Here is a 21,496-nt window from a genome sequence, read left to right as displayed (position 1 = left end):
CCTGCTTTGGTTCGTGTCGGGCTCGTGGGGCGCACGCTGCTGGCGGTCGCCATCGATGCCGAACGCGCGGCTTTCCTCGGTATCAACGTGCTGCGCCAGCGGATCGCCGCTTTCACGCTGGCCGGCGCGGTGGCGGCGCTGTGCGGCGCGATCGTTGCACCGTGGGCGCAGATCGTGTCGGTCGATACGCTGTCGTGGCTGACTTCGGCCCAGCCGATGCTGGCGACGCTGCTCGGTGGCGCCGGCTCGTTCTGGGGTCCGGTCACCGGCGCCTTCGCGCTTGCGCTGATCAACTACATGACCCGCACGCTTCCGGGCCTGTCCGAACTGATCGTCGGGGGAACGCTTCTCGCCGTCGTCCTGCTGGCGCCGGCCGGCATCTACGGACTGGTGCAGACCTTGTCCCGTTCCTACCGCCGCTATAGCCTGGATTCCAGGCAAGGAGCGGCGACATGAGCCTGGTCGTCGCAAAGCAAATCTACAAGAACTACGGCAAGCTTGAAGTGCTCAAGGGCGTCGACCTGTCCATCGACGCCGGCGAAGCCTTCGCCATCATAGGGCCGAACGGCGCGGGCAAGACGACGCTGTTCAAGGTGCTCACCGGCGAAACGCGGGATTTTACCGGCAGCGTGGTGATGGATGGTCACGACGTGACGCGGCAGCCCGTCCATCAGCGCGCCCGGGGCGGGGTCGGCAGGACCTTCCAGGTGGCGCGCGTTTTCGGCGAGATGTCGATCCTGACCAATGTCATCCTGGCGATCGAAAGCAGCAAGGTGGCCCGTGGAGAGCCTGTCGGTCCGTGGTGGGACTGGCGGCCTTCCGCCGCGACCCGGCGGGAAGCGATAGGGGTGCTGGAAAGCGTCGGACTGGGCCGCAACTTCGACGACGAGGCTTCGCTGCTGTCGCATGGCGACAAGAAGCGCCTGGAATTCGCCACCATGCTTGCGGGCCGGCCGCGCATCCTGATGCTGGACGAGCCGACGGCCGGCATGTCGGCGGAGGACCGCCGCAGCACGACGCGGCTGCTTCAGGACCTCAAGAGCCGTGGTCTGACCATCGTTCTCACCGAGCACGACATGGGCGTGGTCTTCGGGCTCGCCGACCGCGTGATGGTGCTGAACTACGGACAGATCGTCTGCGTCGGCGATCCGCAGACGGTCCGCGAGGACGAAGCGGTCAAGCGCGTCTATCTCGGCAAGGGGGCCGGACATGCTTGAACTGTCGGATGTGAACGCCTTCTACGGCCAGAGCCAGATTCTGCACGACATCACCCTGTCCGTCGGCCAGGGCCGGCGCGTCGCGGTGATGGGGCGCAACGGCGCCGGCAAGACCACGCTGCTCAAGAGCATCATGAATGCCGGTCCGAGGGTCGAGGGACACATGGCGTTCCGGTCCGAGGCACTGACCGGCCAGGCACCGAACGAACGCGCGCGCCTCGGGCTGGCGCTCGTCCCCGAGGACCGGCGCATCTTCGGCCATCTGACGACCTACGAAAACCTGAAGATCGCACAATATGGCGCGGCGCGCGGGCGCGAAAATGTCGATGTCGACGGACTGCTGGAGCGTTTCCCCCTGCTCGGCCCGTTGCGGGACCGGCGCGGCTCGATGATGAGCGGCGGCCAGCAGCAGATGCTGGCTGTGGCACGAGGCGTCGCCGCGCGGCCCTATCTGATGTTGCTGGACGAACCCACCGAGGGGCTGGCGCCGACGATCGTCGAGCAACTGGCGGAGCAGGTGGTGTCCTGCTGCGAGGAGTACGGCATAGCGCTGCTGCTCGCCGAACAGAGCATCTGGTTCTCGCGCCAACGCACCGACCATGCGGTGGTGATCGATACGGGCCGCATCGCATTCGAAGGCAACTGGACCGAATTCGACCGGTCCCTGGAGAAGATACAGCGCCATCTCGCCTTCTGAAGCCTGTATTGTCGTGCCTGGCGAGATGCGTTAGCCATGCTCGGCCTTGAGGTGGGTACTTATGTTCGACGACGAAGCCAAACCTGACGGGACGCAAGCGATCAGGCGCGCGGCGAACATACTGCGCTATATCGCCAGCGGGTCGCGGGAGGGCGTGAGCCTGCGCGACGTGTCTCAAGCCATGGGCCTGTCCCGATCGACGACGCACCGCATTCTCAAATGCCTGTCCGACGAGGGGCTGGTGGCGACCAGCGGCAACACCCGGCGGCACGTCATAGGCTCCCTGACCTTCGAACTCGGCCTGGCGACCAGCAACCTGCAGCACGACCTGATGACATGGCGCAGCGTCGTCGACGATCTGGCGCGCGAAACCGGGGCGACCGCCTATCTGATGGGCCGCAGCGGCATCGAGTGCGTCTGTCTGCACAGGGCCGAGGGGTCGGGCGTCGTTCGTGTCATCCCCGTCGAGCTGGGCCAGCGACGCCCGCTCGGGGTCGGCGCCGGAGCCACCGCCCTACTCGCCAGCACGGCCGACCCCGACCTGAACAGGGTCTTGAAGGCCATCGAACCCCATCTTCAAACCTATCCGGCGCTCAGCCTCGAGCGCATAAGAAGCAATGTCGACAACGCGCGCCGGCTCGGCTTCGCGGAAAGCGAGGGAACCGTGGTGCGCGAGGTCTACGGCCTCGGTGTCGCGGTCGCTTCCGCGCAGGGGCCGGCCATGCTGGCGCTGAGCTTGGCCGCGCACAGTTCCATCGCAACGCCCGAGCGTATCGCCGCGTGGAAAAAGACGCTGGTGAGGATGGTGCGCGAACACAGGCAGCCCGCTCCTGCCGCGCCCGCTGCCGCATTGCCCGTGCCGGGCGGCGGATGAACGATCCCGGAAGGCGTCGGAGGGATTTGCCAGATAATCAACAGCAGGGCCGGTGCGACACCGACTTTCGGATGTCGCACGCCGGGCGTAGCCGGCCAAGCGGCATGATGTTTTGACGGGAATGGTTCGCCACGCGCTGTAGCCGACGCTCTATGTCAAGCAGATTGCGTGGTCATACGACGTCTTGCATGGAAAGTTTCGACTTTGTGATCGTTGGTGCCGGCACGGCGGGTTGCCTGCTGGCGGATCGCCTGAGCAGGTCTGGGAAATTCACCGTCCTGCTTCTCGAAGCGGGCGGCTCTGATCGCCGCTTCATGATCCGCATGCCGATCGGCTACGGCCACAGTTTCTACAATCCACGCGTCAACTGGATGTACTCCACCGGGCCGCAGGAGGCGCTCAACGGCCGTACGAGCTATTGGCCGCGCGGAAAGGTGCTGGGCGGATCGAGTTCGATCAACGCGATGATCTTTGTGCGCGGCCAGCGCCATGACTTCGACGACTGGAAGGCTGCCGGCAATCCCGGCTGGGGTTTTGACGACGTCCTTCCCCATTTCAAATCCTTCGAGACCTTCGAGGGCGAGCAGTCGGACGAACGCGGCAGGGATGGACCCCTGCATGTCGTCGACATGGCGGGGCGGGCGCATCCGCTGTGTGAAAGCTTTCTGGATGCCGCCGGGCAGGCCGGTTACCCGCGAACCGCGGACTACAATGGCGGCCGGCAGGAAGGCGCCGCGATCTACCAGATCACGACGAAGAATGGCATGCGGGCTTCGGCGGCCACGGTCTTCCTGCGCCCCGCGATGCGGCGCAAGAACCTGACGGTCCTGACCGGCGCATTCGCCACGCGGGTCCTTTTCGAGCAAGGGCGCGCCATCGGTGTCGAAGTTCAAAGAGCCGGCGGGAAATTCAGCTTCCGCGCAAACCGCGAGGTGATCGTTTCGGGGGGCGCGGTGAACTCGCCGCTGCTGTTGCAGTATTCCGGCGTCGGCCCCGGCAGCCTGCTGCAAGGCTTAGGGCTGCCGGTCGTCCACGATCTCCCGGCGGTCGGCCGGCACATGCAGGACCATCTCGGGATCGATTATCTCTATCGTTCCCGAAAGCCCACGCTCAATCACGAACTGCGCGGCTGGTTCGGTCGGGCGAAACTCGGGCTGCGCTACCTCTTGTTTCGCGACGGGCCGCTTTCGCTGAGCGTCAACCAGGCCGGCGGATTCGTGCGCAGCGATCCGGGGCTCGCTCATGCCGACATGCAGCTCTATTTTTCGCCGGTCAGCTACAGCAAGCCGACGCCGGGCGCGCGCCGGCTGACACTACCTGACCCCTTTCCAGGGTTTTTCATCGGCATTTCGCAATGCAGACCGAAAAGCAGGGGCTTCATCCGGGCAGGTTCCGCCGATCCCTTCGCGGCGCCGGTGATCGAACCGTGCTACTTCTCCCACCCCGACGATATGCGGGAGATGATCGATGGGGTGCGCCTGATCCGGAAAATCGCCGGGCAGCCGGCAATGCGCCCGCTGATCGAGGACGAGATGCTGCCCGGTGCTGCCACCGTCACGGATGATCAGCTTGCCGACGACATAAAGGCCCGCGCCGGTAGCGTCTTTCACGCCTCGTGCACGTGCCGGATGGGTCCGGACGCCCGCGATGCCGTTGTCGATCCCCGGCTGCGCGTGCATGGCATCGACGGGCTGCGTGTCATCGATGCCTCGATCTTTCCGAACGTCACATCGGGAAACACCAACGCGCCGACATTCATGGTGGCGGAGAAGGGGGCGGCGATGATCCTCGAGGACAATCGCTGACGGCCCGGCATGTTTTATGCGGGCTTCTCCAGCACGGAAGCCAATATCTCAACGCCTTTGCGGATCGCACGCTGGTCGATTGCGCTGATGCCGAGGACCAGCCCTTTCGTGGCGACCGGATCGATGCAGAAGCGGCTGATCGGTGACACGATCAGACCGGCCGCGGCGGCGGCCTCCTGCACCTCTTCCTCCCGATGGTGCGGCTGGACAAACTTGCCGACGACGTGAAAGCCCGCCGTCGATGGCGAAAAATCCAGCAAACCGCCGAGCCGCTTTTCCGCCGCGTCCCGGAATGCCTCGTGCCGTTGGCGGTAGATTTCGCGCATGCGGCGGAGATGCGTGGCGAAATGCCCCTCGTTGATGAAGGCGGCAAGCACCGCCTGGATGCTGGCCGGCACGCCTTGCAGGAAGGCGCCGGATACGCGCTGGAAAACCGGGACAAGCGGTTTGGGGGCGATATAGAAGCCTAGCCTCAGCGACGGGAACATCGACTTCGAAAAAGTGCCGACATAGATGACGCGCTCGGCGTGGTCGGCGCTTTTCAAGGTCGGCAGCGGGCGGCCGTCATAACGGAACTCGCCGTCATAGTCGTCCTCGATGATCCAGGCGTCCTGCTCGTTCGCGGCGCCGAGCAATTGCGCCCGCCGCCGCAGGCTCATCTCGACGCCGGTCGGATGCTGGTGCGCCGGGGTCACGAAGGCCAGCCGGAATCTTGGCGAAAGCCTGAGCCCTGCTTCGACTGAAAGGCCTTCGGCGTCGACCGGCACCGGCACCATGCTTGCCCCGCAGGCGATAAAGGAGTTGCGCGCGCCGATCGCGCCGGGATTCTCGAACCACACCGGGTCGCCCGGATTGAGAAGCACGCGTCCGATCAGGTCAAAAGCCTGCTGCGCGCCGTTGACGATGAATATCTGCTCGGCATCGCAGGCGATGCCGCGGCTGGCGCGCAAATGCTCAGCGATCGCCTGGCGAAGCGAGGTAAGGCCGTTCGGGTCCGAATAGCCCAAAATCGTGTCGCGCGGCTGCCGCCAATGCTTGGCCGTGAGCCGCGACCAGACGGCGAGCGGAAACGCATCGTAATCCGGCAGGCCAGTGATGAAGGCGCGCAGCTTCTGCGGATGGGCAAGGCGCTGGAAGAATTTCGGTGACGCCTGCTCGATGAGATCGGCAAGTTTTGTGGTCGCCGGCCGCTCGTTTTCCACCACCAGCCGGGCGCGCGGCCTCTGTGCCTCGGCGGCGGCCGAGACGAACGAGCCGGATCCGGTGCGCGAGACGATCAGGCCCTCCGAGGCGAGGCGCTCGAACACGGCGATGGCGGTGGTGCGCGAGATGTCAAGTTCGTCGGCCAGCGTGCGGCTCGACGGCAGCCGCTTGCCGACAGCGAGATTGCCCGAGACGATGATCTGCTTGACGGCCTTGTAGACCTGCGCGGTTATCGACTTGCCGGAGCTGCGATCGATTTCGATCGCAAACAGCAATTCGCCTCCTGATCGCTTCAAACCTGCCCGCCTGTTCCGCCAACCAGTGCCAGCACGGGCGATCGGCCCGCGCGATTTTCGAAAATGGACCTTACACGCGCCCGACGCCGCGACGATAGAGCCCTGGTTGTCGGCTCATATTGCGAGGTCCAGATGCGCATCGATCGCGTTGAGACGTTTTCGACCCAATTCGTCGGTTTCGTCCGCATTACCACGAGTACCGGTGCCACTGGCCTCGGGCAGGTTTCGACCTACAATTCCGACATCACCTCCACCGTCCTGCACAGGCAGGTGGCCCCCTGGGTGCTTGGAGTGGAGTTCGACGACATCGACGCGCTGACCGACAAGGTGATCGAGCGCGAGCACAAGTTTCCCGGTTCCTACATGAAGCGGGCGCTCGGCGGCCTCGACACCGCCATCTGGGATTTTCGCGGCAAGGAGGCCGGATTGCCGGTGGCCAGCTTGCTCGGCGGGACGCCGGGTCCGCTGCGCGCCTACGCCTCCTCGATGAAGCGCGACATTACACCCAACGCGGAGGCCGAGCGGTTCAGACGCCTGCAGGGCGAGTTTGGCTTCGACGCCTTCAAGTTCAGGGTCGCCGCCGAATATGGTCATGACGTGGATGAGTGGCGGGGGCGGACGGAGGAGATTATCCCGACGATCCGTAAGGCGCTCGGCGACGGGGTAGCGCTGCTGGTCGACGCGAACAGCGGATTTTCGCCGAAGCGGGCGATCGAGGTCGGCCGGATGCTGGAGGACAACGGCGTCGAGCATTTCGAGGAGCCGTGTCTCTATTGGGAGCTTGAACAGACTAGGGAAGTGACTGACGCGCTAGACATTGCGGTCACCGGCGGCGAGCAGGACTGCGAGATCCCGACCTGGCGCCACATGATCGACATGCGCGCCGTCGACATCGTGCAGCCCGACATCCTTTATCTCGGCGGGATCAGCCGCACGCTGCGCGTCTGCCGGATGGCGCAGGCCGCCGGCCTGCCGATTACGCCGCACAGCGCCAATCTCGGGCTGGTCACGCTCTTCACGATGCATCTGCTTCGGGCCATCGAGGGCGCCGGCAAATATCTGGAATTCTCGATCGAAGGGGAGGACTATTATCCCTGGCAGGAGGGGCTGTTCGTCAAATCCCCTTATGATGTCAGGGAAGGGCAGGTTTTGGTTTCGGACGAGCCGGGCTGGGGCGTCGAGGTCGATCCGGAATGGCTGGCAAAATCACGCTACCAGATGAGCGAACGCGCATGAGCGATGAAAGCTTGCTGCATCAGGTCAAGCGAACCGGCGTGCTGCCGGGTCTGCCGGACAAGCATTTCATCGACGGGGCATGGCGGCCTTCTGCCGGCGGCGGCATGATGGAGAGTTTCGACCCCGGCCGGGCAAGCCCTCACGCGACATTTGCGGCGGGCGATGCTGAGGACACGGCGATAGCCGTCGCTTCCGCCAGGCGCGCCGGCGAAGGGGCGTGGAAAAAGGTCCTCCCGCGAGAGCGCAGCCGAATCCTGTCGCAAGCCGCCGGCTTGATCCGCGAGCATGCGGAGCGGCTGGCCATCACCGAGGTGCTGGACAGCGGGAAGACGATTTCGGAAGCGCGGGGCGATGTCGCCGGAGCGGCCCGGTGCTTCGACTACTACGCGGGCGCGGCGGACAAGAACGAGGGCAGGAGCTTTCCGCTCGGCGAAGACTATGCCTCGTTCTCGATCAACGAGCCGGTCGGCGTGACCGCGCACATCATCCCCTGGAACTATCCGCTTTCGACCACGGCCCGCAGCGTAGCGCCGGCGCTTGCGGCCGGTTGCACGGCCGTTGTGAAACCCGCCGAGCAGACGCCAATGACGGCGCTGATGCTGGCGGAACTGTTGCACACGGCCGGCTTGCCGAACGGTGTCTGCAATGTCGTGACCGGCACGGGCGCCGCGGTCGGCTCGCCGCTCACTGCCCACCCTGATATCAGCCACATCACTTTCACCGGCTCGACTGCGACCGGCATCAACGTCATGCAGGCCGCCGCCCGCAATATCGCTTCGGTCACGCTGGAGCTCGGCGGCAAGTCGCCCAACGTCGTGCTCGCCGACTGCGATATCGAGCTTGCGCTGGACAATGTCGTCGGCGCGATCTTCGAGAATGCCGGCCAGATATGCTCTGCCGGGTCGCGGCTGGTGATCGAGCGCGCCATCCATACGAAGTTCATCGAGCGCCTGGTGCAGCGCGCCCGGGACCTGCGCATGGGGCACGGCCTGTCGGAAAGCGTCAATTTCGGCGCGATCAATTCGGCAGAGCATCTGGCGAAGATTTCCGCCTATCTCGACGATGCCAGGAGCCGTGGCCTCGCCATTCCGACCGGTGGCAACCCGACGCTCGATCCCGCGACCGGAAAAGGCTGGTTCTTCGAGCCGACGATCGTTGACAACCTCGCCTGGGACGACCCTGTCGTGCAGGAAGAGATTTTCGGCCCGGTGCTCGCCGTTCAGGTGGTCGACGATTTCGACGAAGCCGTCGCCGCCGCCAACTGCACCCGCTATGCGCTGGTCGCCGGCATCTTCACCCGCGACCTCTCGAAGGCGCACCGCTTCGCGCGTGACGTCGATGCCGGCCAGGTCTACGTCAACGAATATTTCGCCGGCGGCATCGAGACGCCGTTCGGGGGCAACCGCAAATCCGGCATAGGCCGGGAGAAGGGCCTCGTCGCGGTTGCCAGCTACTGCAAGACCAAGTCGGTCACCATCCGGATATGATCGCTAGCCTACTGCAAGGAGAGGCACTTGCCGAGGAGCTAAAACGGCGGTGCAGAATTGAGGAGTCTCGGGAGTGGCCTGTCAGTTTATCGAGAATGGTAGTGTCTCTGGACAACGGCGGACCTGATGATATCAGATAGCAAGCTTCGCTGGCCTGCCGAGAGCGTCACGGCAACGTTACCTGTAGCCGTCATAAGAACAACGCCTGGGGAATACGCTTCTCGAAAAGCCGGCGAATGAAAGCAAACACTTTGTCTTTGGGAACTGAATGGGAGATGCAATCGTGAACAGGTTCATCAAATCCGTCAGCCGTCGTACCTTTCTGCAAGGGACGGCTGCCGGTGTAGGCATATTGGCGGCTCCCGCCATCATATCGAGCAAGGCGCTGGCAGCGTCCGGCGAACTGAACTTCATGGGCTGGGCCGGTTATCCGGAACTGGCCGCGACGGTTTTCCCGGCCTTCGAGAAGGCGACGGGCATCAAGGTCAACTTCAACGAGCAGCCCGACCAGGACGCGATGTTCGCCCAGGCCAAGCTGTCGCTGCAGACCGGCGCTATCGACGTTTGCGAGCCGACCGTCGACCGCATCGGCGGCTGGGCTTCCAACGGCCTGGTGCAGGGCTGGGATACCAGCAAGCTTTCGCTCGACAATTATCTGCCCGGCCTGGCCGACGGCGCGATGGGCGAGATGGCGACTGTGGACGGCAAGCGCATGATCGTGCTCTCCGTGTGGGGCACCGAGGCGATCGTCTATTCCAAGGCCGACGCCCCGACCGAATACGGCAAGGCCAGCCTCGGCGACCTGTTCGATCCGAAATTCGAGGGCAAGGTCTGCATTCGCGCCCACTCCGGCTTGGCCGCCATGGGCCGCTGGCTGGACGCGGAAGGCAAACTGCCGAAGCCGTGGCTCGACAGCTACAAGGACGAGGCCACGATGAAGGAACTGTGGGACATCGCGCTCGCCGAGGCCGTCAAGCACAAGGCGAACGTCGCTCAGTTCTGGAAGGGCGAGAACGAAGCCCAGGCCGCCTATCGGACCAACGGCGCCGTTATCGGCCTGAACTGGGATTCCACCGGCTACAATCTGCGCGCCGACGGCTTCGGCTACATTGCGCCGAAGGAAGGCGCCTTCGCCTGGAACCAGGGCTTTGCGCTGATGGCGAACGCCAAGAACGTCGAGCAGGCGCATGAGTTCGCCAAATGGGTCGCGACGCCGGAAGGCTCGGCGGCCTGGGCGAAGGCCTTCTCGGCCAACCCGGTTGCCAAGGGCGCGATCGATCTCGCCAGCGCCGAGGTCAAGGAATTCTACAATTCGGCCCTGCCGGGCGACGCGACGCAGAAGCTCTGGTGGTGGCCGGAACAGCAGGCCTGGTTCATCAAGCTGCGCGGCGAATACGCCGACAAATTCATCGCCGCCTGAGACGGCGCGGGCACGACCGCCGGGTTCCAGCGAATCCGGCGGTTTTTTGTTGCATCGCGGCAATCTGGACTAGCGTAAATCATGACAATTGGTGCAGACTGAACCTGCATGAGCGCCGGTGTTGATCTTGATAGCGTATGCGCGGACTTCGGAACCTTCCGGGCCGTCGATCGCGTTACCGTCCATATCAGGGCCGGTGAGTTTTTCTCGTTTCTCGGGCCGTCCGGCTGCGGCAAGACCACCATTCTCAGGATGATCTCCGGCTTCATTTCTCCAACTGAAGGCGCGATTACCATCGGCGGCCAGGATATGCGGGGCATCCGCCCCAATCAGCGGCCGACGGCGCTGATCTTCCAGAACCTTGCCCTGTTCCCGCTGATGCCGGTCTGGGAAAACATCGCCTTCGGCCTGGAAGTGCGCGGCATCGACAAGAAGCGGCGCCGCGACAAGGCCGAGGAACTGCTGCGCCTCGTCGACCTGCCGGGCGCCGCCGACAAGGCCGTCAGCCAGTTGTCGGGCGGGCAGAAGCAGCGCGTCGCGATCGCGCGTGCACTCGCCGTCGAGCCCAAGGTCATGCTGCTTGACGAGCCTTTGTCGGCGCTCGACCTAAAGCTACGCCAGCACATGCGCGCCGAGCTGCGGGCGATCCAGAAGCGAACCAACGTCACCTTCATCTACATCACCCACGATCAGGGCGAAGCGCTTGCGATGTCGGATCGCGTGGGGGTCATGTCGCATGGCCGGCTGCAGCAGGTCGCCGTGCCGCAGGACATCTACAACAACCCGGTGAACGGTTTCGTGGCGTCCTTCGTCGGCGAGAACAACATCTTCTCCGGCAGGATCGGCCACATGTCCGGCAGCGCGGCGGAGTTCGAGACCAGCGCCGGCACCTTCAAGGCGACGGTCGGGCCGAATGCCAAAACGGCCTCGACATCAAAACTCTATGTGCGGCCGGAACATGCGCGGCTGGTCGGCAAGCCGACCAATGGCGAGAACGCCATTCCGGTGGAAATTTCGGATGTCGCCTTCGAGGGCAATTTCATAAGCATTCAGGCGCGAGACCAGGGCGGACGCGTCCTTGTTGCTGAGGCGCGTAACGACGGGTCGTCTGCCGTCCCGGCGCTCGGTGAGAAACTGCATCTGGTGTTCGATCCGGAGCGCGCCGTCATCCTGGCGGATGAAACGCCGCCGGTCGCCGGCGCGCGCGCATGAACGACCTGTTGCGCCGCTATGGGGTCGCGCTGACGGTCATCTTCGCCGCGGTCACCGCGTTCTGGCTGCTGGCGCTGGTGATCCTGCCGGACCTTTATCTCTTCGAGAACTCGTTCCGGCCCTATCTGCCGATGGCGGACATGGGCGGACCCAAGGATGTCTACAGCCTCAACAACTATCTGACGTTCTTCCGAAGCCCGATCCACATCCAGGTTTTCATCTGGACGATCGTCTACAGCAGCGTCGTCACCTTCCTGTGCTTCGTGCTTGCCTATCCGCTGGCCTACTATCTGGCGAAGGTGGCGCGCGGCAACATCTTGCCGACCCTGTTCCTGCTGCTGCTGATCCCGCTGTGGGTCAGCGAAGTGCTGCGGTCGTTCGCCTGGTTCATCATCCTGGCGCTGAAGGGGCCGCTCAACTTCGCCCTGACCGGCCTCGGCATCATCGACCAGCCGATCCGCTGGATGACGGGCTTCCGAAGCGTGATCATCGGCCTTGTCTACACTTATGTGCTGTTCATGCTTTTCCCGATCTACAATGCGATCCAGTCGCTCGACACCAACCAGATCGAGGCGGCCGAAGATCTCGGTTCGCCATGGTGGCGGACGCATTGGCGGGTCATCCTGCCGCACGCCAAGCCCGGCATCGCGTCGGGCGCGGTGATGGTGTTCATGCTGTCGGCCGGATCGATCCTGGTGCCGACGCTGCTGGCCTCGACAAATTCGCGGTGGTTCACCGAAATCATCCAGCAGTGGATGTTCGAATCGCAGGACTGGAACACCGGATCGGCCTACGCCTTCCTGCTGCTCCTGCTCTGCACCGTGTTCGTGTCACTGGTGATGCGGCTGTTCCGGGTCAAGCTGTCGGACATCGCCAAATGAGCCAGGCGCGCCGCTCCGACTGGATATTCCACCTCTATATGGCGCTGTTCCTTGCCTACATGCTTTTGCCGCTCATCGTCATGGGGGGTGCGGCGTTTAACGATTCGCGCTTTCCGTCGGTTTATCCATGGGTCGGTTTTACCGATCGCTGGTTCGTGGAACTGTGGAACGACAGCCGGATGTGGGTCGCCTTCGGCAACACGATCTTCGTCGCAATTGCCGTGGTCGTGTTGTCGGTCCCGATCGGCACGGCGGCAGCGATCCTGATCAACAGCATGACGGGTTCGTCCCGCTCCGTCCTTTATGCGCTGATGGTTGCGCCGATCCTGACGCCGGGCGCCGTCATCGGCATCTCGACGCTGCTGTTCTGGAACCGGTTTTCCGTTCCCGCCGGCTTGCATCTGTCTGCACTCGGCCAGGTCTCCTACATCGCGGCGTTCGTCATGCTGCTTGTGCTCGCCCGGCTGCAGAGCTTCGACCGCGCCCTGGAAGAGGCGGCCCTCGACCTCGGCGCCAGCCACGCCCAGGTGCTGCGCCGCATCCTGCTGCCGCATCTCTATCCCGCTATGGGCGCGGGCGCGGCCATCGCCTTCTTCCAGTCGATCGAGAACTTCAATACGACGCTGTTCACGCGCGGCACCTACGACACGCTGACGGTCTACGTTTTCTCGAAGGTGCGCAGTGGCATCACGCCGACGATCAACGCGCTGGCGCTGATCCTGATCAGCGTCACGGTCGTCTGCGCCATCTGGTACGAGATTTCCAGGCGACGGTCCGAGCGGAAGGTTGCGCTCCAGGCGTCGCTGTAGCCGCCGCCCCGCAACACCCGGTATTCGGACTTCGAAAGCCCATCGCGAATTGGGCTGTGGTGGCTGTGAACTGCGACGGAATCACGCATATCACCTTATTTTGCGCCGCGTCATGAAATTGTGCGTTGCAATATTTCGCGACTCGAATAAAGTCGTCGTTGTCGGCCATCTTACTCCTCCCAGATGCGATGCCGACGCTGAAAGCGGCGAACCTCCTCCCTCGCCGCAATCAAATCGAGCCCGCTGCTACCTCCTCCCAGCAGCGGGCTTTTTGATTCCTGCGCCGCCGCAGAACGCTGATCGGACCATCTGGTGACCGCCGTCGACCCATGGCGACCGCGGCCTTGCTTTCATGCCTGAACATTCTCGCGCCTCCACCAGATCTTTGCCGAAGGACGGGGATGGTCGACGGACTTTCTATTTGTCGCCGGACTTGCGTCTGCGTTTCCGCAGGAAGGCGGATGCTGCCTCCGCGTGATGCGCCGAGTGGGCGGACAGCGCCTCGTAGGCGATGCTGGCGTCCATGATCGCATGCGCGATCCGCTTGAGTTCGAGGTTTATTGCGACCTTGGTCCAGCGGACCGCGTTGGTCGCGCCGCCTGCCAGCCTGTCGCAATAGGCATCGACCGTCCGGTCGAGCTTGGCCGCCGGGACCGCGTGGTTGACGAGGCCGAGCGACACGGCCTTGGTCGCATCGAGCAGTTCGCCCGCCATCAGGATTTCTTTAGCCTTGGAAAATCCGACGAGTTGCGGCCAGATCACGGCGCCGCCGTCACCGGCAACTAGGCCGACCGATACATGCGGGTCGCCGATCCTCGCCGTATCGGCCATGAACGTCACGTCGCAGAACAGCGCGATCGTGGCGCCGAGGCCGACCGCCGGCCCGTTGACCTTGGCGATGACCGGTTTCTCGAGGTCGAGCAGTGAGAATACGATCCGTTTCGCTGAGGCAACGTCGTCGAGAAACGATATCGGGCGCGCCGCGATTTCCTGGATGCGGTCGGCGTCGCCGCCCGCCGAAAATGCCCTGCCCGCGCCGGTCAGCACGATGATGTCGCTTTCGGAATCGTCGGCGGCGTCCAGGAAGACACGGCCCAGCTCGTGGTGCATGCGGCTGCCGACCGCGTTCAGGCGGTCCGGATCGTTGAAGACGATCGTCAGCACCCGGCCGCGCCGTTCGAAGCGGAGCGTTTCATAACGGCCTTGCCAGCCCGCGTTCATGCATCCATCCCTTGACTGCGACGCTTCAGGGAGCCGTCTCGCCCCAGGTCATCCCGGAAAGCCGGCCGAGCTGTTCGTAGGCCCCACCCAGGTCGGACAGGAGGAGCTTGACGCGATAGGTCCAGCGGTAGAGCGGATGTTCGAGCGTCAGCCCCATCGCGCCCATGAACTGGTGCAGGTCGTAAACGATGCGGGTCGCACAATCCTGGGCGTAGCCGAGGGCCGCTACCGCCTCGGCCTCGTCTCCCCTTGCGGCCGCCCTGAATGTCAGCAGGCGAGCGGCGGCGACCGAGCTGGCGGCCGATGCCAGCCGGTGCTGGAGCGCCTGGAACGAGCCGAGGGGCCTGCCGAATTGCTTTCTGATCTTTACATATCCGGTGACTTCGTCGAGGGCGCCTTGCAGGCAGCCGTTGATCTCCGCAGCCACCGCGATGCGCAGGAGACGCATGCACTCACCCCGATCGCCCAAGGGTTCGGAGCGCGCGAAACAAGCGTCCGGGTTTGCCAGCCGCCCGACCGGATAGGTGAAGAAGCCCGACACGTCGAGGCTGTCTCCAGCGTCGATGCGCGCAATGCGTGCCTGCCCACCGGTCAGGAAGATGACGGAGCGGGCCTGGCAGAGGAATCGCGCGGCGCCGGCCATGTCGCCGACGATGACCGCGATCGGGCGCGGCCAGTCCGGACATACAAGCGGGCGTATCAAGGATGACGTGGCAGCTTCCACGACGATGGGCAGCCGTGCGACCTTATCGACCAGCAGGGCGGCAGCGAGCGGCCCGTATTCCTCGAAGCCCGCGGCATCCAGCATTCCGCCTGCCTCCAGAGCCGAATCGGCGGCTTCGGAGAAGAAAGACCTCTGCCCGTCGGTCGACGGTTGCGGAATCTGCGACAGCAGTTTTTCGAGCGCTTCGACGAAGGCGGCCTGTTCGGCCGTAGGCTGCATGTTCACGGCGGCTAGACTCGCGGAAGTTCGAGATGGCTCTGCGCGATGATGTCGAGCTGCACCTCGGCGGCTCCCGAAGCGATCCCGGCGACGATCGCCCGCTCGTGATGGCGCAGCACCTGCGGCAGGTCGCCGGCGAGGAAGGCGCCCGGCAGGAATTCGAGCGCAAAGTTCGCCACCGCATGATCCGCGCCAATGACGGCGACCCGCGCCAGGCTGGCATCGGCGCTCGGGGGCAGGCCGCGCGCACGCATGTCGGCAACATTGTAGACCAGCAGGCGAGCCGCCTCGCACGCGGCGAGCGCCTGGCCGGCGCGGAAACGGATGTGGCTGTCCCGCCACGATCTCTGCTCCTTCAACCGGCCGACGGCGGCATCGAGCGTGCGGCGGGCGAGTTCATAGCGGGCGATGCCGACGCGCTCATGCCCCAGGGCGAACTTGATGATGGAGGCCGCCGCGCCCTCCTCGCCGAGAAGCGAGCCGGCCGGCACCGCGACATCGCGGAAGAAGACTTCATGAATGTCGCCTTCACCGATCAGGCTGGGGATCGCCCGAACCGAAATGCCGGGGGTGTTCATGTCGATCAGGAAGATGCAGACGCCTTCCCGGCGCTTGCCGCCGACGCGGGCGAGCAGGAAGCAATGGTCCGCCAGGGCGGCGTAGGACGTCCAGATCTTCGAACCGTTGATGATGTACTGGTCGCCCTCGCGTTGCGCGAAAGTGCGCAGCGAAAACAGATCGGAACCGGCCGACGGTTCGGAAAAACCCTGGCACCATATCGCCTTGCCGGCGCCGATCTCGGGGAGGTAACGCTGCTGCTGCTCCGCGGAGCCGAAACGCATCAGTGTTGGGCCGATCCAGTTGACGTTCATGTATTGCGGGCCCCGCGGCTCGCCCGCCGACTACATTTCCTCGCCGAGGATCAGATGCTCCCAAGTCGATCCGTCATGGCCGCCATATTGCTTCGGCCAATGCGGCACCAGCAGGCCGGCTTCCGCTAGGCGCGGACAAAAGCTGAGCGAGAACTCCGTCTGCTCGCGGGAACCCGGACCATGGAGCGATATCCGATCCCAGTCGGACGGGAGTTCGCAGCGAAGGAAATCGACGACCCGATCGCGAAACTTCGACTCCTCGGTGGACCATGTGAATATCATGCGGTCAGTCAGTTTGTCTCACTAATTGAAACAATCGGCTATGGCGCCGGTCGCAGCATTAGTATTAGTGAAGAGCTTGTGTCAATTGGATTCCTTGCGCCCTTGATTCCAACTGACACGGATGTAGGATCGGCATCAGGAGATGCAGTGTCCCATAATATGAGAATATTCGAATGCCGGCCAGTCATATTGCCTAGTGCCGGCGTTTGGCAGGCTTGACCCTGTGGTGTGCAGCCCTCGGCTGCGTGCGCGGGGGATTGGCCGTTGGAAGAGCGAGGGTGGCCTTGAGGTTCGAATTCACCGAGGAGGACCGGGCGTTTCGGGAGGAAGCCAGACGGTGGCTGCTCGCCAACGTTCCGTCGGCGCGGGCGCCGATGGGAGGCCCTGCCGCACGGGCGTTCGCGCTCGACTGGGTCCGCAAGCGCCATGCCGCCGGCTGGTCGGGTATTTCGTGGCCGGCCGCCTATGGCGGGCTCGGCCTGTCCTATGAGCGGCAGATCATCTGGCACGAGGAGAGCGTTGCCGCCGGCGCTCCGAGCCCCCTCGACCCGACCTTCGTCTGCTTCAACCATGCCGGCCCGACCCTGATCGCCTGTGGCAGCGAGGCGCAGAAGTCGTTCCATCTGCCGAAGATACTGGCGGGCGAGGCATTGTGGTGCCAGGGTTTTTCGGAGCCGGATTCCGGTTCCGACCTCGCCAGCCTGCGCACGTCCGGCCGTGTCGAAGGCGACCATCTGGTCGTCAACGGCCAGAAGATATGGACCACCCACGCCGACATTGCCGACTACCAGGAACTGCTGATCCGCACGGACCCCGGCTCGCAGCGCCACAAGGGCCTGAGCTGGGTCATATGCGACATGAAGCTGCCCGGCATCACGGTGCGGCCGATCGAGAACATGGCTGGGGTCACGCACTTTGCTCAGGTTTTCTATGACGATGTCCGCATTCCGCTGAGCAATGTGGTCGGCGCCCTGCATGACGGCTGGAACGTCGCCATGACGACGCTCGGCTTCGAGCGCGCCACGGCGGCGACCGCCCTGCAAGTCGAACTGAGCGCTCGGATCGAGGCCCTGAGCGCGATGGCGCGGATGCGGAGCGACGCCGTGGATGGCGGCCTTCTGCATCGCATTGCCGTCGCCCGGGCCGAGGCCGCGGCGTTGCGCGCGCTGACCTACAAAACCTTGTTCAAGGAGCCGGCGACGCCATTCGACGGTTCGATCGTGCGTCTGTTCTTCGCGGAACTCGCCCAGCGCATTTACCGGATCGCCATGGACCTGCTCGGCCCGCAAAATGCCGAAGCTTCGCCGGATAACGAATGGATTCCCGCCTATCTCGAAGCCTTCAGCGAAACGATCGCCGGTGGCACGGCGGAGATCCAGCGCAACATCATCGGCGAACGCATTCTCGGCCTGCCGCGCGGAGGCGGACGATGACGATCGACCTCAACCTGTCGTCCGAACAGTCCCAGATCGTCGCCTCGCTGCGCTCCATGCTGTCGGACGGCTTTCCCGTGGCGCGGCTTCGCGCGCGCGGCCCGGATTTCGCGCAGGATGCAAATGCCCTGAAGGCCGTCGCGGATTTCGGAGCGTTCGGCCTGTTCAGCCCGGACGAGACGGGCGCGAGCGAGCTTTCGGTGGTCGAGGAAGTGCTGTTGCACATCGAGTTCGGGCGCCATCTGGTGACGCCGGGGGCGCTGGCCGCCGCGGTCGCGGCGCGGATCGCGGCACAGGCTGGCTATGCTGATTTCGAGGCAATCAGCTCGGGTGAGAAACGGATTTGCCTGGCGAACACGCTGCGCCCCACAGCACTCGAGGCTCCCGCAGGCGAACCGCTGATGCTGTTCGACTGGGAGGGCTGCGGCCTCGGCGTACTCTGGAACGAGACCGGTGCAGTCCTCCTGGATATTGCCCGGCTGAAGCCGGAGGCGGTGGCCTGCACCGACCGAAGCGTCACTGCGGCGCGCGCCGTGTTGAGCGACGACGCCATCGTCACGCGTGTTTCCTCGAATAGTTCGCGGCTGCCGCGTATCGCGCAACTGCTCGTGGCGGCACAGTTGCTCGGTATCGCCGAGGCGGCGCGCGACATGGCCGTCGGCTATGCGGGCATCAGGAGCCAGTTCGGGCAGACGATCGGCTCGTTCCAGGCAGTGAAGCATCGCTGCGCTGACATGGCGATCAACGCCGAGGTTCTGTCTGCACAACTCGTATTCGCGGCGATTGCCGAGCGTGACGGCTGGGAGGACGCGGATTTCCAGAGTGCTGCCTGCCGGCAGATCGCGGCGCGCAACGCACTCGAGAACGCCGCGAGCAACATCCAGGTGCATGGCGGGATCGGGTTCAGCGCCGAATCGGACGCGCATCTCTATCTGCTGCGGGCGCATCTGCTGGAAAATATCGGCGGGCCGCCGCGGCTCGCCGAGAAACGGTTTCTCGACTGCCCGCCGCCCTTGTTCGCCTGCCATGAAGGAGAGAAATTCTGATGCCGTTGCCGCGCAGTCTCCAGGGCAGGGTAAGATTGCCAGCCATCGCCGCGCCGATGTTCCTGACCTCGGGACCGGACCTCGTGGTGGAGGTCTGCCGTTCCGGCGTGATCGGCACGTTTCCGGCGCTGAACCAGCGCACGACCGCCGGCTTCGTCGAATGGCTCGCCGAGATCGAGGCACGCCTGTCCCGCTTTTCCGGCGCCGCGCCCTACGGCGTCAACCTGATCGTGCACCGTTCAAATCCACGGCTCGACGCCGACCTCGAAGAGGTGGTCCGCCATCGCGTTCCGATCGTCATAACCTCGCTGGGCGCGGTGAGCGAGGTCGTTCAGGCGGTGCATTCCTACGGCGGACTGGTCCTGCATGACGTGATCAGCCGCCGGTATGCGGAAAAGGCGGCAGCCGCCGGTGTCGATGGCCTCATCGCCGTTTGTGCCGGCGCCGGCGGACATGCCGGAACGCTCAGTCCCTTCGCGCTCCTCGCCGAAATCCGTTCGTTTTTCGAAGGAATGCTGGTTCTCGGAGGCGGGATCACCACCGGCAGGCACATTGCCGCGGCACGCATGATGGGCGCCGACCTCGCCTATCTGGGCACGCGCTTCATCGCCACAAGGGAAGCGATGGTCACCCCGGCCTACAAGGACATGGTGGTGGCTTCGAATGCGGCCGATATCCTCTACACGCCGGCCATATCGGGCGTGCATGCCAACTTCATGCGCCCCAGCATCGTCGCTGCCGGGCTCGACCCCGACGACCTGCCCGAACATCACAAGCTCGACATGAAAAACGAATCCAAAGCCTGGAAGACCGTCTGGTCGGCCGGCCAGGGCGTGGGCTCCATACGGGAAATCCTGCCGGCGGCGCACCTCTGCGAAAAGCTGATCGACGACTACGCGGCGGCCATCGCCCAATTGCAGGACGATACTGTCCCCCCGGCCCAATCACGCGCGGGATAGGCCATGGCTGATCTAACTCCACCGGTCCTCTTTTGCATTTCCGATGGCATCGCGGAGATCAGGTTCAACCGTCCGGCCCGCCTCAACGCCGTGGACATCGAAGTCTCGCAAGGTTTCGAAGAGGCGGTGGAGCATGCCCTTGCGGAACACTATCTGCGCGTCATCATCGTGTCCGCCGAAGGCCGCGCCTTCATCGCCGGCGGCGACCTTTCCCATTTCCACCGGTCGCAGGACAAGCGTCTCGCCGCAAGCGAGTTGATAGACCCGATGCATCGCGCGCTGTTCCGGCTGGCGGAGAGCCCCGCCATCACCATCGGCAGCCTGAAGGGGTGGTGGCGGGCGCGGGTATGTCGCTTGCGCTCAATCTCGACCTGCTGATCGCGGCCGACGACACGGTTTTCAATCTCGCCTACGCCCGCGTCGGCGCCTCGCCGGATTGCGGCGCCTCCTATGCACTGCCCCGACTGGTCGGCTACCGCCGCGCGCTGGAGATTGCGCTTCTGTCCGACAATATCGACGCCCGCCAGGCGCTGTCGCTGGGCCTCGTGAACCGGCTGGTGCCGATCGGGGATCTGGAGGCCGAGACTGCCAGGCTGGCCGCTCGGCTCGCCTCGCAGGCACAGGCGCCGCAGGGCAGGATCAAGGCCTTGATGCGCCAGTCGCTCCAGCGGACCCTGCCGCAGCAACTCGACGCCGAAGCCGCCGCCTTCGCCGACTGCGCGGCCACCGAGGATTTCGCCGAGGCGGTGGCGGCATTTTTGGAGAAGCGCAAGCCACGGTTTTCCGGACAACGCTGAAGCAGCGCCCGCGTCTCTTCCTGGGAGCCAAGAGTCAGAGGAGCGCCTCGGAGATTTCGCGGCAGGTCGCAACAAGCCTGTCGCGGACATCCTCGAAATCCCGGCCGGAGCCGATCTTCTGCAGGCAGGGCATGACGACGCTGGCGATTGCCCACCCCGATTTATCCAGGATCGGCGCACAGACGTCGGTGATCCCCTCGAAATGGTGGCTTGGCGACGTTACGGAGCCGGTCGCAACGATGAGGTCGAGTTGCTCGCCGAGCACTTTTAGCCGAGGCTTCCGGTCGACCAGCGCCAGGCTTTCCTCGATCATCGCCTGCCGCCGCGGCGCGGCCTGGAAGGCGATGATGGTCTGGCCCGAAGCGGCATCCGTTGCCGGACGGCTGTAGCCGAGCTGCAATGAAAAATTGAACTCGGTCCGCGGAGCGGCATTGGCGATGACGACGGTTTCGCCGCGGTTCACCACCACGAGGTGGGCGGCGTGGCCGACGGCGTTGCTCAACCGCTCCATTGCGGGCAGCGCCACCTCGACCAGCGTGCGCGACCGCGGCGTGCGCATGCCAAGTTCGAACAGCCGGTTGCTGAGCGTCAACTGGTCGGTGGCCGCGTCGCGGCGCAGGTAGCCGCGATCGACCAGCACATAGACCATGCGGAAGATCTCGCTTTTGGAACGGCCAAGCCGCTCGCCGATCTGCCGCGCCGTCATCGGTTCGGCTTCGGCGGCCAGAAGCTCCAGGATGTCGAGCCCCTTCTCCAGGGCAGGCGCCGAGTAGCCGGCGCGATCTTCGGCGGAATCGTGGTTCACG

20 protein-coding genes and 1 pseudogene are annotated in these 21,496 nt (G+C 64.5%); 15 read left to right on the top strand and 6 right to left on the bottom strand.

Going from position 1 to position 21,496, the window contains the following annotated elements; translation table 11 throughout:
* Positions 1–24 precede the first annotated feature (24 nt).
* The 5 genes from ACH196_RS01050 (at position 25) to ACH196_RS01030 (ending at position 4,593) form a co-directional block, all read left to right on the top strand.
* Positions 25–456: a branched-chain amino acid ABC transporter permease gene (locus tag ACH196_RS01050; protein WP_396644155.1), complete on the top strand. Its 432-nt coding sequence runs from the start codon at positions 25–27 to the stop codon at positions 454–456.
* Positions 453–1,217, top strand: a complete 765-nt coding sequence (locus ACH196_RS01045) for an ABC transporter ATP-binding protein (protein WP_396644153.1) — start codon at positions 453–455, stop codon at positions 1,215–1,217. Before ACH196_RS01050 ends, ACH196_RS01045 begins: the two co-directional genes overlap by 4 nt.
* A complete protein-coding gene (locus ACH196_RS01040) occupies positions 1,210–1,914 on the top strand; it encodes an ABC transporter ATP-binding protein (protein WP_396644151.1) in 705 nt (234 codons plus the stop codon). Before ACH196_RS01045 ends, ACH196_RS01040 begins: the two co-directional genes overlap by 8 nt.
* Positions 1,915–1,975: 61 nt before the next feature.
* Positions 1,976–2,788, top strand: a complete 813-nt coding sequence (locus ACH196_RS01035; protein WP_396644149.1) for an IclR family transcriptional regulator — start codon at positions 1,976–1,978, stop codon at positions 2,786–2,788.
* A 188-nt stretch (positions 2,789–2,976) separates the two neighbouring features.
* Complete coding sequence (locus ACH196_RS01030) at positions 2,977–4,593, top strand: GMC family oxidoreductase (RefSeq protein ID WP_396644147.1); 1,617 nt, start codon at positions 2,977–2,979, stop codon at positions 4,591–4,593.
* Between the two features lie 14 nt (positions 4,594–4,607).
* Here ACH196_RS01030 and ACH196_RS01025 read toward each other — a convergent pair whose 3' ends face one another.
* Positions 4,608–6,071 carry a PLP-dependent aminotransferase family protein gene (locus ACH196_RS01025; protein WP_396644145.1) on the bottom strand — a complete coding sequence of 488 codons (1,464 nt, stop codon included), beginning with the start codon at positions 6,069–6,071 and terminating at the stop codon, positions 4,608–4,610.
* A gap of 153 nt (positions 6,072–6,224) precedes the next feature.
* On the opposite strand from ACH196_RS01025, the gene ACH196_RS01020 reads away from it, so the two are divergent.
* From ACH196_RS01020 to ACH196_RS00995, 6 genes are all read left to right on the top strand, one after another.
* Positions 6,225–7,328: a mandelate racemase/muconate lactonizing enzyme family protein gene (locus ACH196_RS01020; RefSeq protein ID WP_396644143.1), complete on the top strand. Its 1,104-nt coding sequence runs from the start codon at positions 6,225–6,227 to the stop codon at positions 7,326–7,328.
* Positions 7,325–8,815 carry an aldehyde dehydrogenase family protein gene (locus ACH196_RS01015; RefSeq protein WP_396644141.1) on the top strand — a complete coding sequence of 497 codons (1,491 nt, stop codon included), beginning with the start codon at positions 7,325–7,327 and terminating at the stop codon, positions 8,813–8,815. The genes ACH196_RS01020 and ACH196_RS01015 overlap by 4 nt, the downstream gene beginning before the upstream one ends.
* A gap of 283 nt (positions 8,816–9,098) precedes the next feature.
* Complete coding sequence (locus ACH196_RS01010; RefSeq protein ID WP_396644140.1) at positions 9,099–10,235, top strand: extracellular solute-binding protein; 1,137 nt, start codon at positions 9,099–9,101, stop codon at positions 10,233–10,235.
* Positions 10,236–10,343: 108 nt separating this feature from the next.
* Entirely contained in the window at positions 10,344–11,447 is a 1,104-nt protein-coding gene (locus ACH196_RS01005) for an ABC transporter ATP-binding protein (protein WP_396644138.1), read from the top strand.
* Positions 11,444–12,328 (top strand): ABC transporter permease, encoded by an 885-nt coding sequence (locus ACH196_RS01000; RefSeq protein WP_396644136.1) that lies wholly within the window; start codon positions 11,444–11,446, stop codon positions 12,326–12,328. Before ACH196_RS01005 ends, ACH196_RS01000 begins: the two co-directional genes overlap by 4 nt.
* Complete coding sequence (locus ACH196_RS00995; protein WP_396644134.1) at positions 12,325–13,137, top strand: ABC transporter permease; 813 nt, start codon at positions 12,325–12,327, stop codon at positions 13,135–13,137. Before ACH196_RS01000 ends, ACH196_RS00995 begins: the two co-directional genes overlap by 4 nt.
* 417 nt (positions 13,138–13,554) lie before the next feature.
* On the opposite strand, the gene ACH196_RS00990 is transcribed toward ACH196_RS00995, so the two are convergent.
* Genes ACH196_RS00990 through ACH196_RS00975 form a run of 4 tightly spaced genes read right to left on the bottom strand, consistent with a single transcriptional unit; the run spans position 13,555 to position 16,455 of the window.
* A complete protein-coding gene (locus ACH196_RS00990) occupies positions 13,555–14,358 on the bottom strand; it encodes an enoyl-CoA hydratase/isomerase family protein (protein ID WP_396644132.1) in 804 nt (267 codons plus the stop codon).
* A 25-nt stretch (positions 14,359–14,383) separates the two neighbouring features.
* Positions 14,384–15,301: an acyl-CoA dehydrogenase family protein gene (locus tag ACH196_RS00985; protein ID WP_396644434.1), complete on the bottom strand. Its 918-nt coding sequence runs from the start codon at positions 15,299–15,301 to the stop codon at positions 14,384–14,386.
* An 11-nt stretch (positions 15,302–15,312) separates the two neighbouring features.
* Positions 15,313–16,173 carry an acyl-CoA dehydrogenase family protein gene (locus ACH196_RS00980; protein ID WP_396644131.1) on the bottom strand — a complete coding sequence of 287 codons (861 nt, stop codon included), beginning with the start codon at positions 16,171–16,173 and terminating at the stop codon, positions 15,313–15,315.
* Between the two features lie 30 nt (positions 16,174–16,203).
* A complete protein-coding gene (locus ACH196_RS00975; RefSeq protein ID WP_396644130.1) occupies positions 16,204–16,455 on the bottom strand; it encodes an acyl-CoA dehydrogenase family protein in 252 nt (83 codons plus the stop codon).
* 284 nt (positions 16,456–16,739) lie between these two features.
* On the opposite strand from ACH196_RS00975, the gene ACH196_RS00970 reads away from it, so the two are divergent.
* The 4 genes and pseudogenes from ACH196_RS00970 (at position 16,740) to ACH196_RS00955 (ending at position 20,690) form a co-directional block, all read left to right on the top strand.
* The gene (locus ACH196_RS00970) at positions 16,740–17,888 is read left to right on the top strand and encodes an acyl-CoA dehydrogenase family protein (protein WP_396644129.1); all 1,149 of its coding nucleotides are present in this window, start codon (positions 16,740–16,742) and stop codon (positions 17,886–17,888) included.
* Entirely contained in the window at positions 17,885–18,934 is a 1,050-nt protein-coding gene (locus ACH196_RS00965) for an acyl-CoA dehydrogenase family protein (RefSeq protein WP_396644128.1), read from the top strand. Before ACH196_RS00970 ends, ACH196_RS00965 begins: the two co-directional genes overlap by 4 nt.
* Positions 18,934–19,893: an NAD(P)H-dependent flavin oxidoreductase gene (locus ACH196_RS00960; protein WP_396644127.1), complete on the top strand. Its 960-nt coding sequence runs from the start codon at positions 18,934–18,936 to the stop codon at positions 19,891–19,893. The genes ACH196_RS00965 and ACH196_RS00960 overlap by 1 nt, the downstream gene beginning before the upstream one ends.
* Positions 19,894–19,896: 3 nt before the next feature.
* A pseudogene (locus ACH196_RS00955) lies at positions 19,897–20,690 on the top strand (enoyl-CoA hydratase/isomerase family protein).
* 34 nt (positions 20,691–20,724) lie between these two features.
* On the opposite strand, the gene ACH196_RS00950 reads toward ACH196_RS00955, so the two are convergent.
* The gene (locus ACH196_RS00950; RefSeq protein ID WP_396644126.1) at positions 20,725–21,495 is read right to left on the bottom strand and encodes an IclR family transcriptional regulator; all 771 of its coding nucleotides are present in this window, start codon (positions 21,493–21,495) and stop codon (positions 20,725–20,727) included.
* Position 21,496 lies beyond the last annotated feature (1 nt).

It is taken from the genome of Mesorhizobium sp. IMUNJ 23232 (assembly GCF_044326205.1).
GTDB lineage: Bacteria > Pseudomonadota > Alphaproteobacteria > Rhizobiales > Rhizobiaceae > Kumtagia.
The sequence above is the reverse complement of the archived record's forward strand: the minus strand, read 5'-3'. Positions and strand labels throughout refer to the sequence as shown.

What these genes read in the sequence shown, in the direction of transcription:
- ACH196_RS01000 (WP_396644136.1), top strand. Translation starts at nt 11,444, where the DNA reads ATGAACGACCTGTTGCGCCGCTATGGGGTCGCGCTGACGGTCATCTTC.
- ACH196_RS00975 (WP_396644130.1), bottom strand. Translation starts at nt 16,455, where the DNA reads ATGATATTCACATGGTCCACCGAGGAGTCGAAGTTTCGCGATCGGGTC.
- ACH196_RS01030 (WP_396644147.1), top strand. Translation starts at nt 2,977, where the DNA reads ATGGAAAGTTTCGACTTTGTGATCGTTGGTGCCGGCACGGCGGGTTGC.
- ACH196_RS00965 (WP_396644128.1), top strand. Translation starts at nt 17,885, where the DNA reads ATGACGATCGACCTCAACCTGTCGTCCGAACAGTCCCAGATCGTCGCC.
- ACH196_RS01040 (WP_396644151.1), top strand. Translation starts at nt 1,210, where the DNA reads ATGCTTGAACTGTCGGATGTGAACGCCTTCTACGGCCAGAGCCAGATT.
- ACH196_RS00990 (WP_396644132.1), bottom strand. Translation starts at nt 14,358, where the DNA reads ATGAACGCGGGCTGGCAAGGCCGTTATGAAACGCTCCGCTTCGAACGG.
- ACH196_RS00985 (WP_396644434.1), bottom strand. Translation starts at nt 15,301, where the DNA reads ATGCAGCCTACGGCCGAACAGGCCGCCTTCGTCGAAGCGCTCGAAAAA.
- ACH196_RS00995 (WP_396644134.1), top strand. Translation starts at nt 12,325, where the DNA reads ATGAGCCAGGCGCGCCGCTCCGACTGGATATTCCACCTCTATATGGCG.
- ACH196_RS00960 (WP_396644127.1), top strand. Translation starts at nt 18,934, where the DNA reads ATGCCGTTGCCGCGCAGTCTCCAGGGCAGGGTAAGATTGCCAGCCATC.
- ACH196_RS01020 (WP_396644143.1), top strand. Translation starts at nt 6,225, where the DNA reads ATGCGCATCGATCGCGTTGAGACGTTTTCGACCCAATTCGTCGGTTTC.
- ACH196_RS01045 (WP_396644153.1), top strand. Translation starts at nt 453, where the DNA reads ATGAGCCTGGTCGTCGCAAAGCAAATCTACAAGAACTACGGCAAGCTT.
- ACH196_RS01005 (WP_396644138.1), top strand. Translation starts at nt 10,344, where the DNA reads ATGAGCGCCGGTGTTGATCTTGATAGCGTATGCGCGGACTTCGGAACC.
- ACH196_RS00980 (WP_396644131.1), bottom strand. Translation starts at nt 16,173, where the DNA reads ATGAACGTCAACTGGATCGGCCCAACACTGATGCGTTTCGGCTCCGCG.
- ACH196_RS01015 (WP_396644141.1), top strand. Translation starts at nt 7,325, where the DNA reads ATGAGCGATGAAAGCTTGCTGCATCAGGTCAAGCGAACCGGCGTGCTG.
- ACH196_RS01035 (WP_396644149.1), top strand. Translation starts at nt 1,976, where the DNA reads ATGTTCGACGACGAAGCCAAACCTGACGGGACGCAAGCGATCAGGCGC.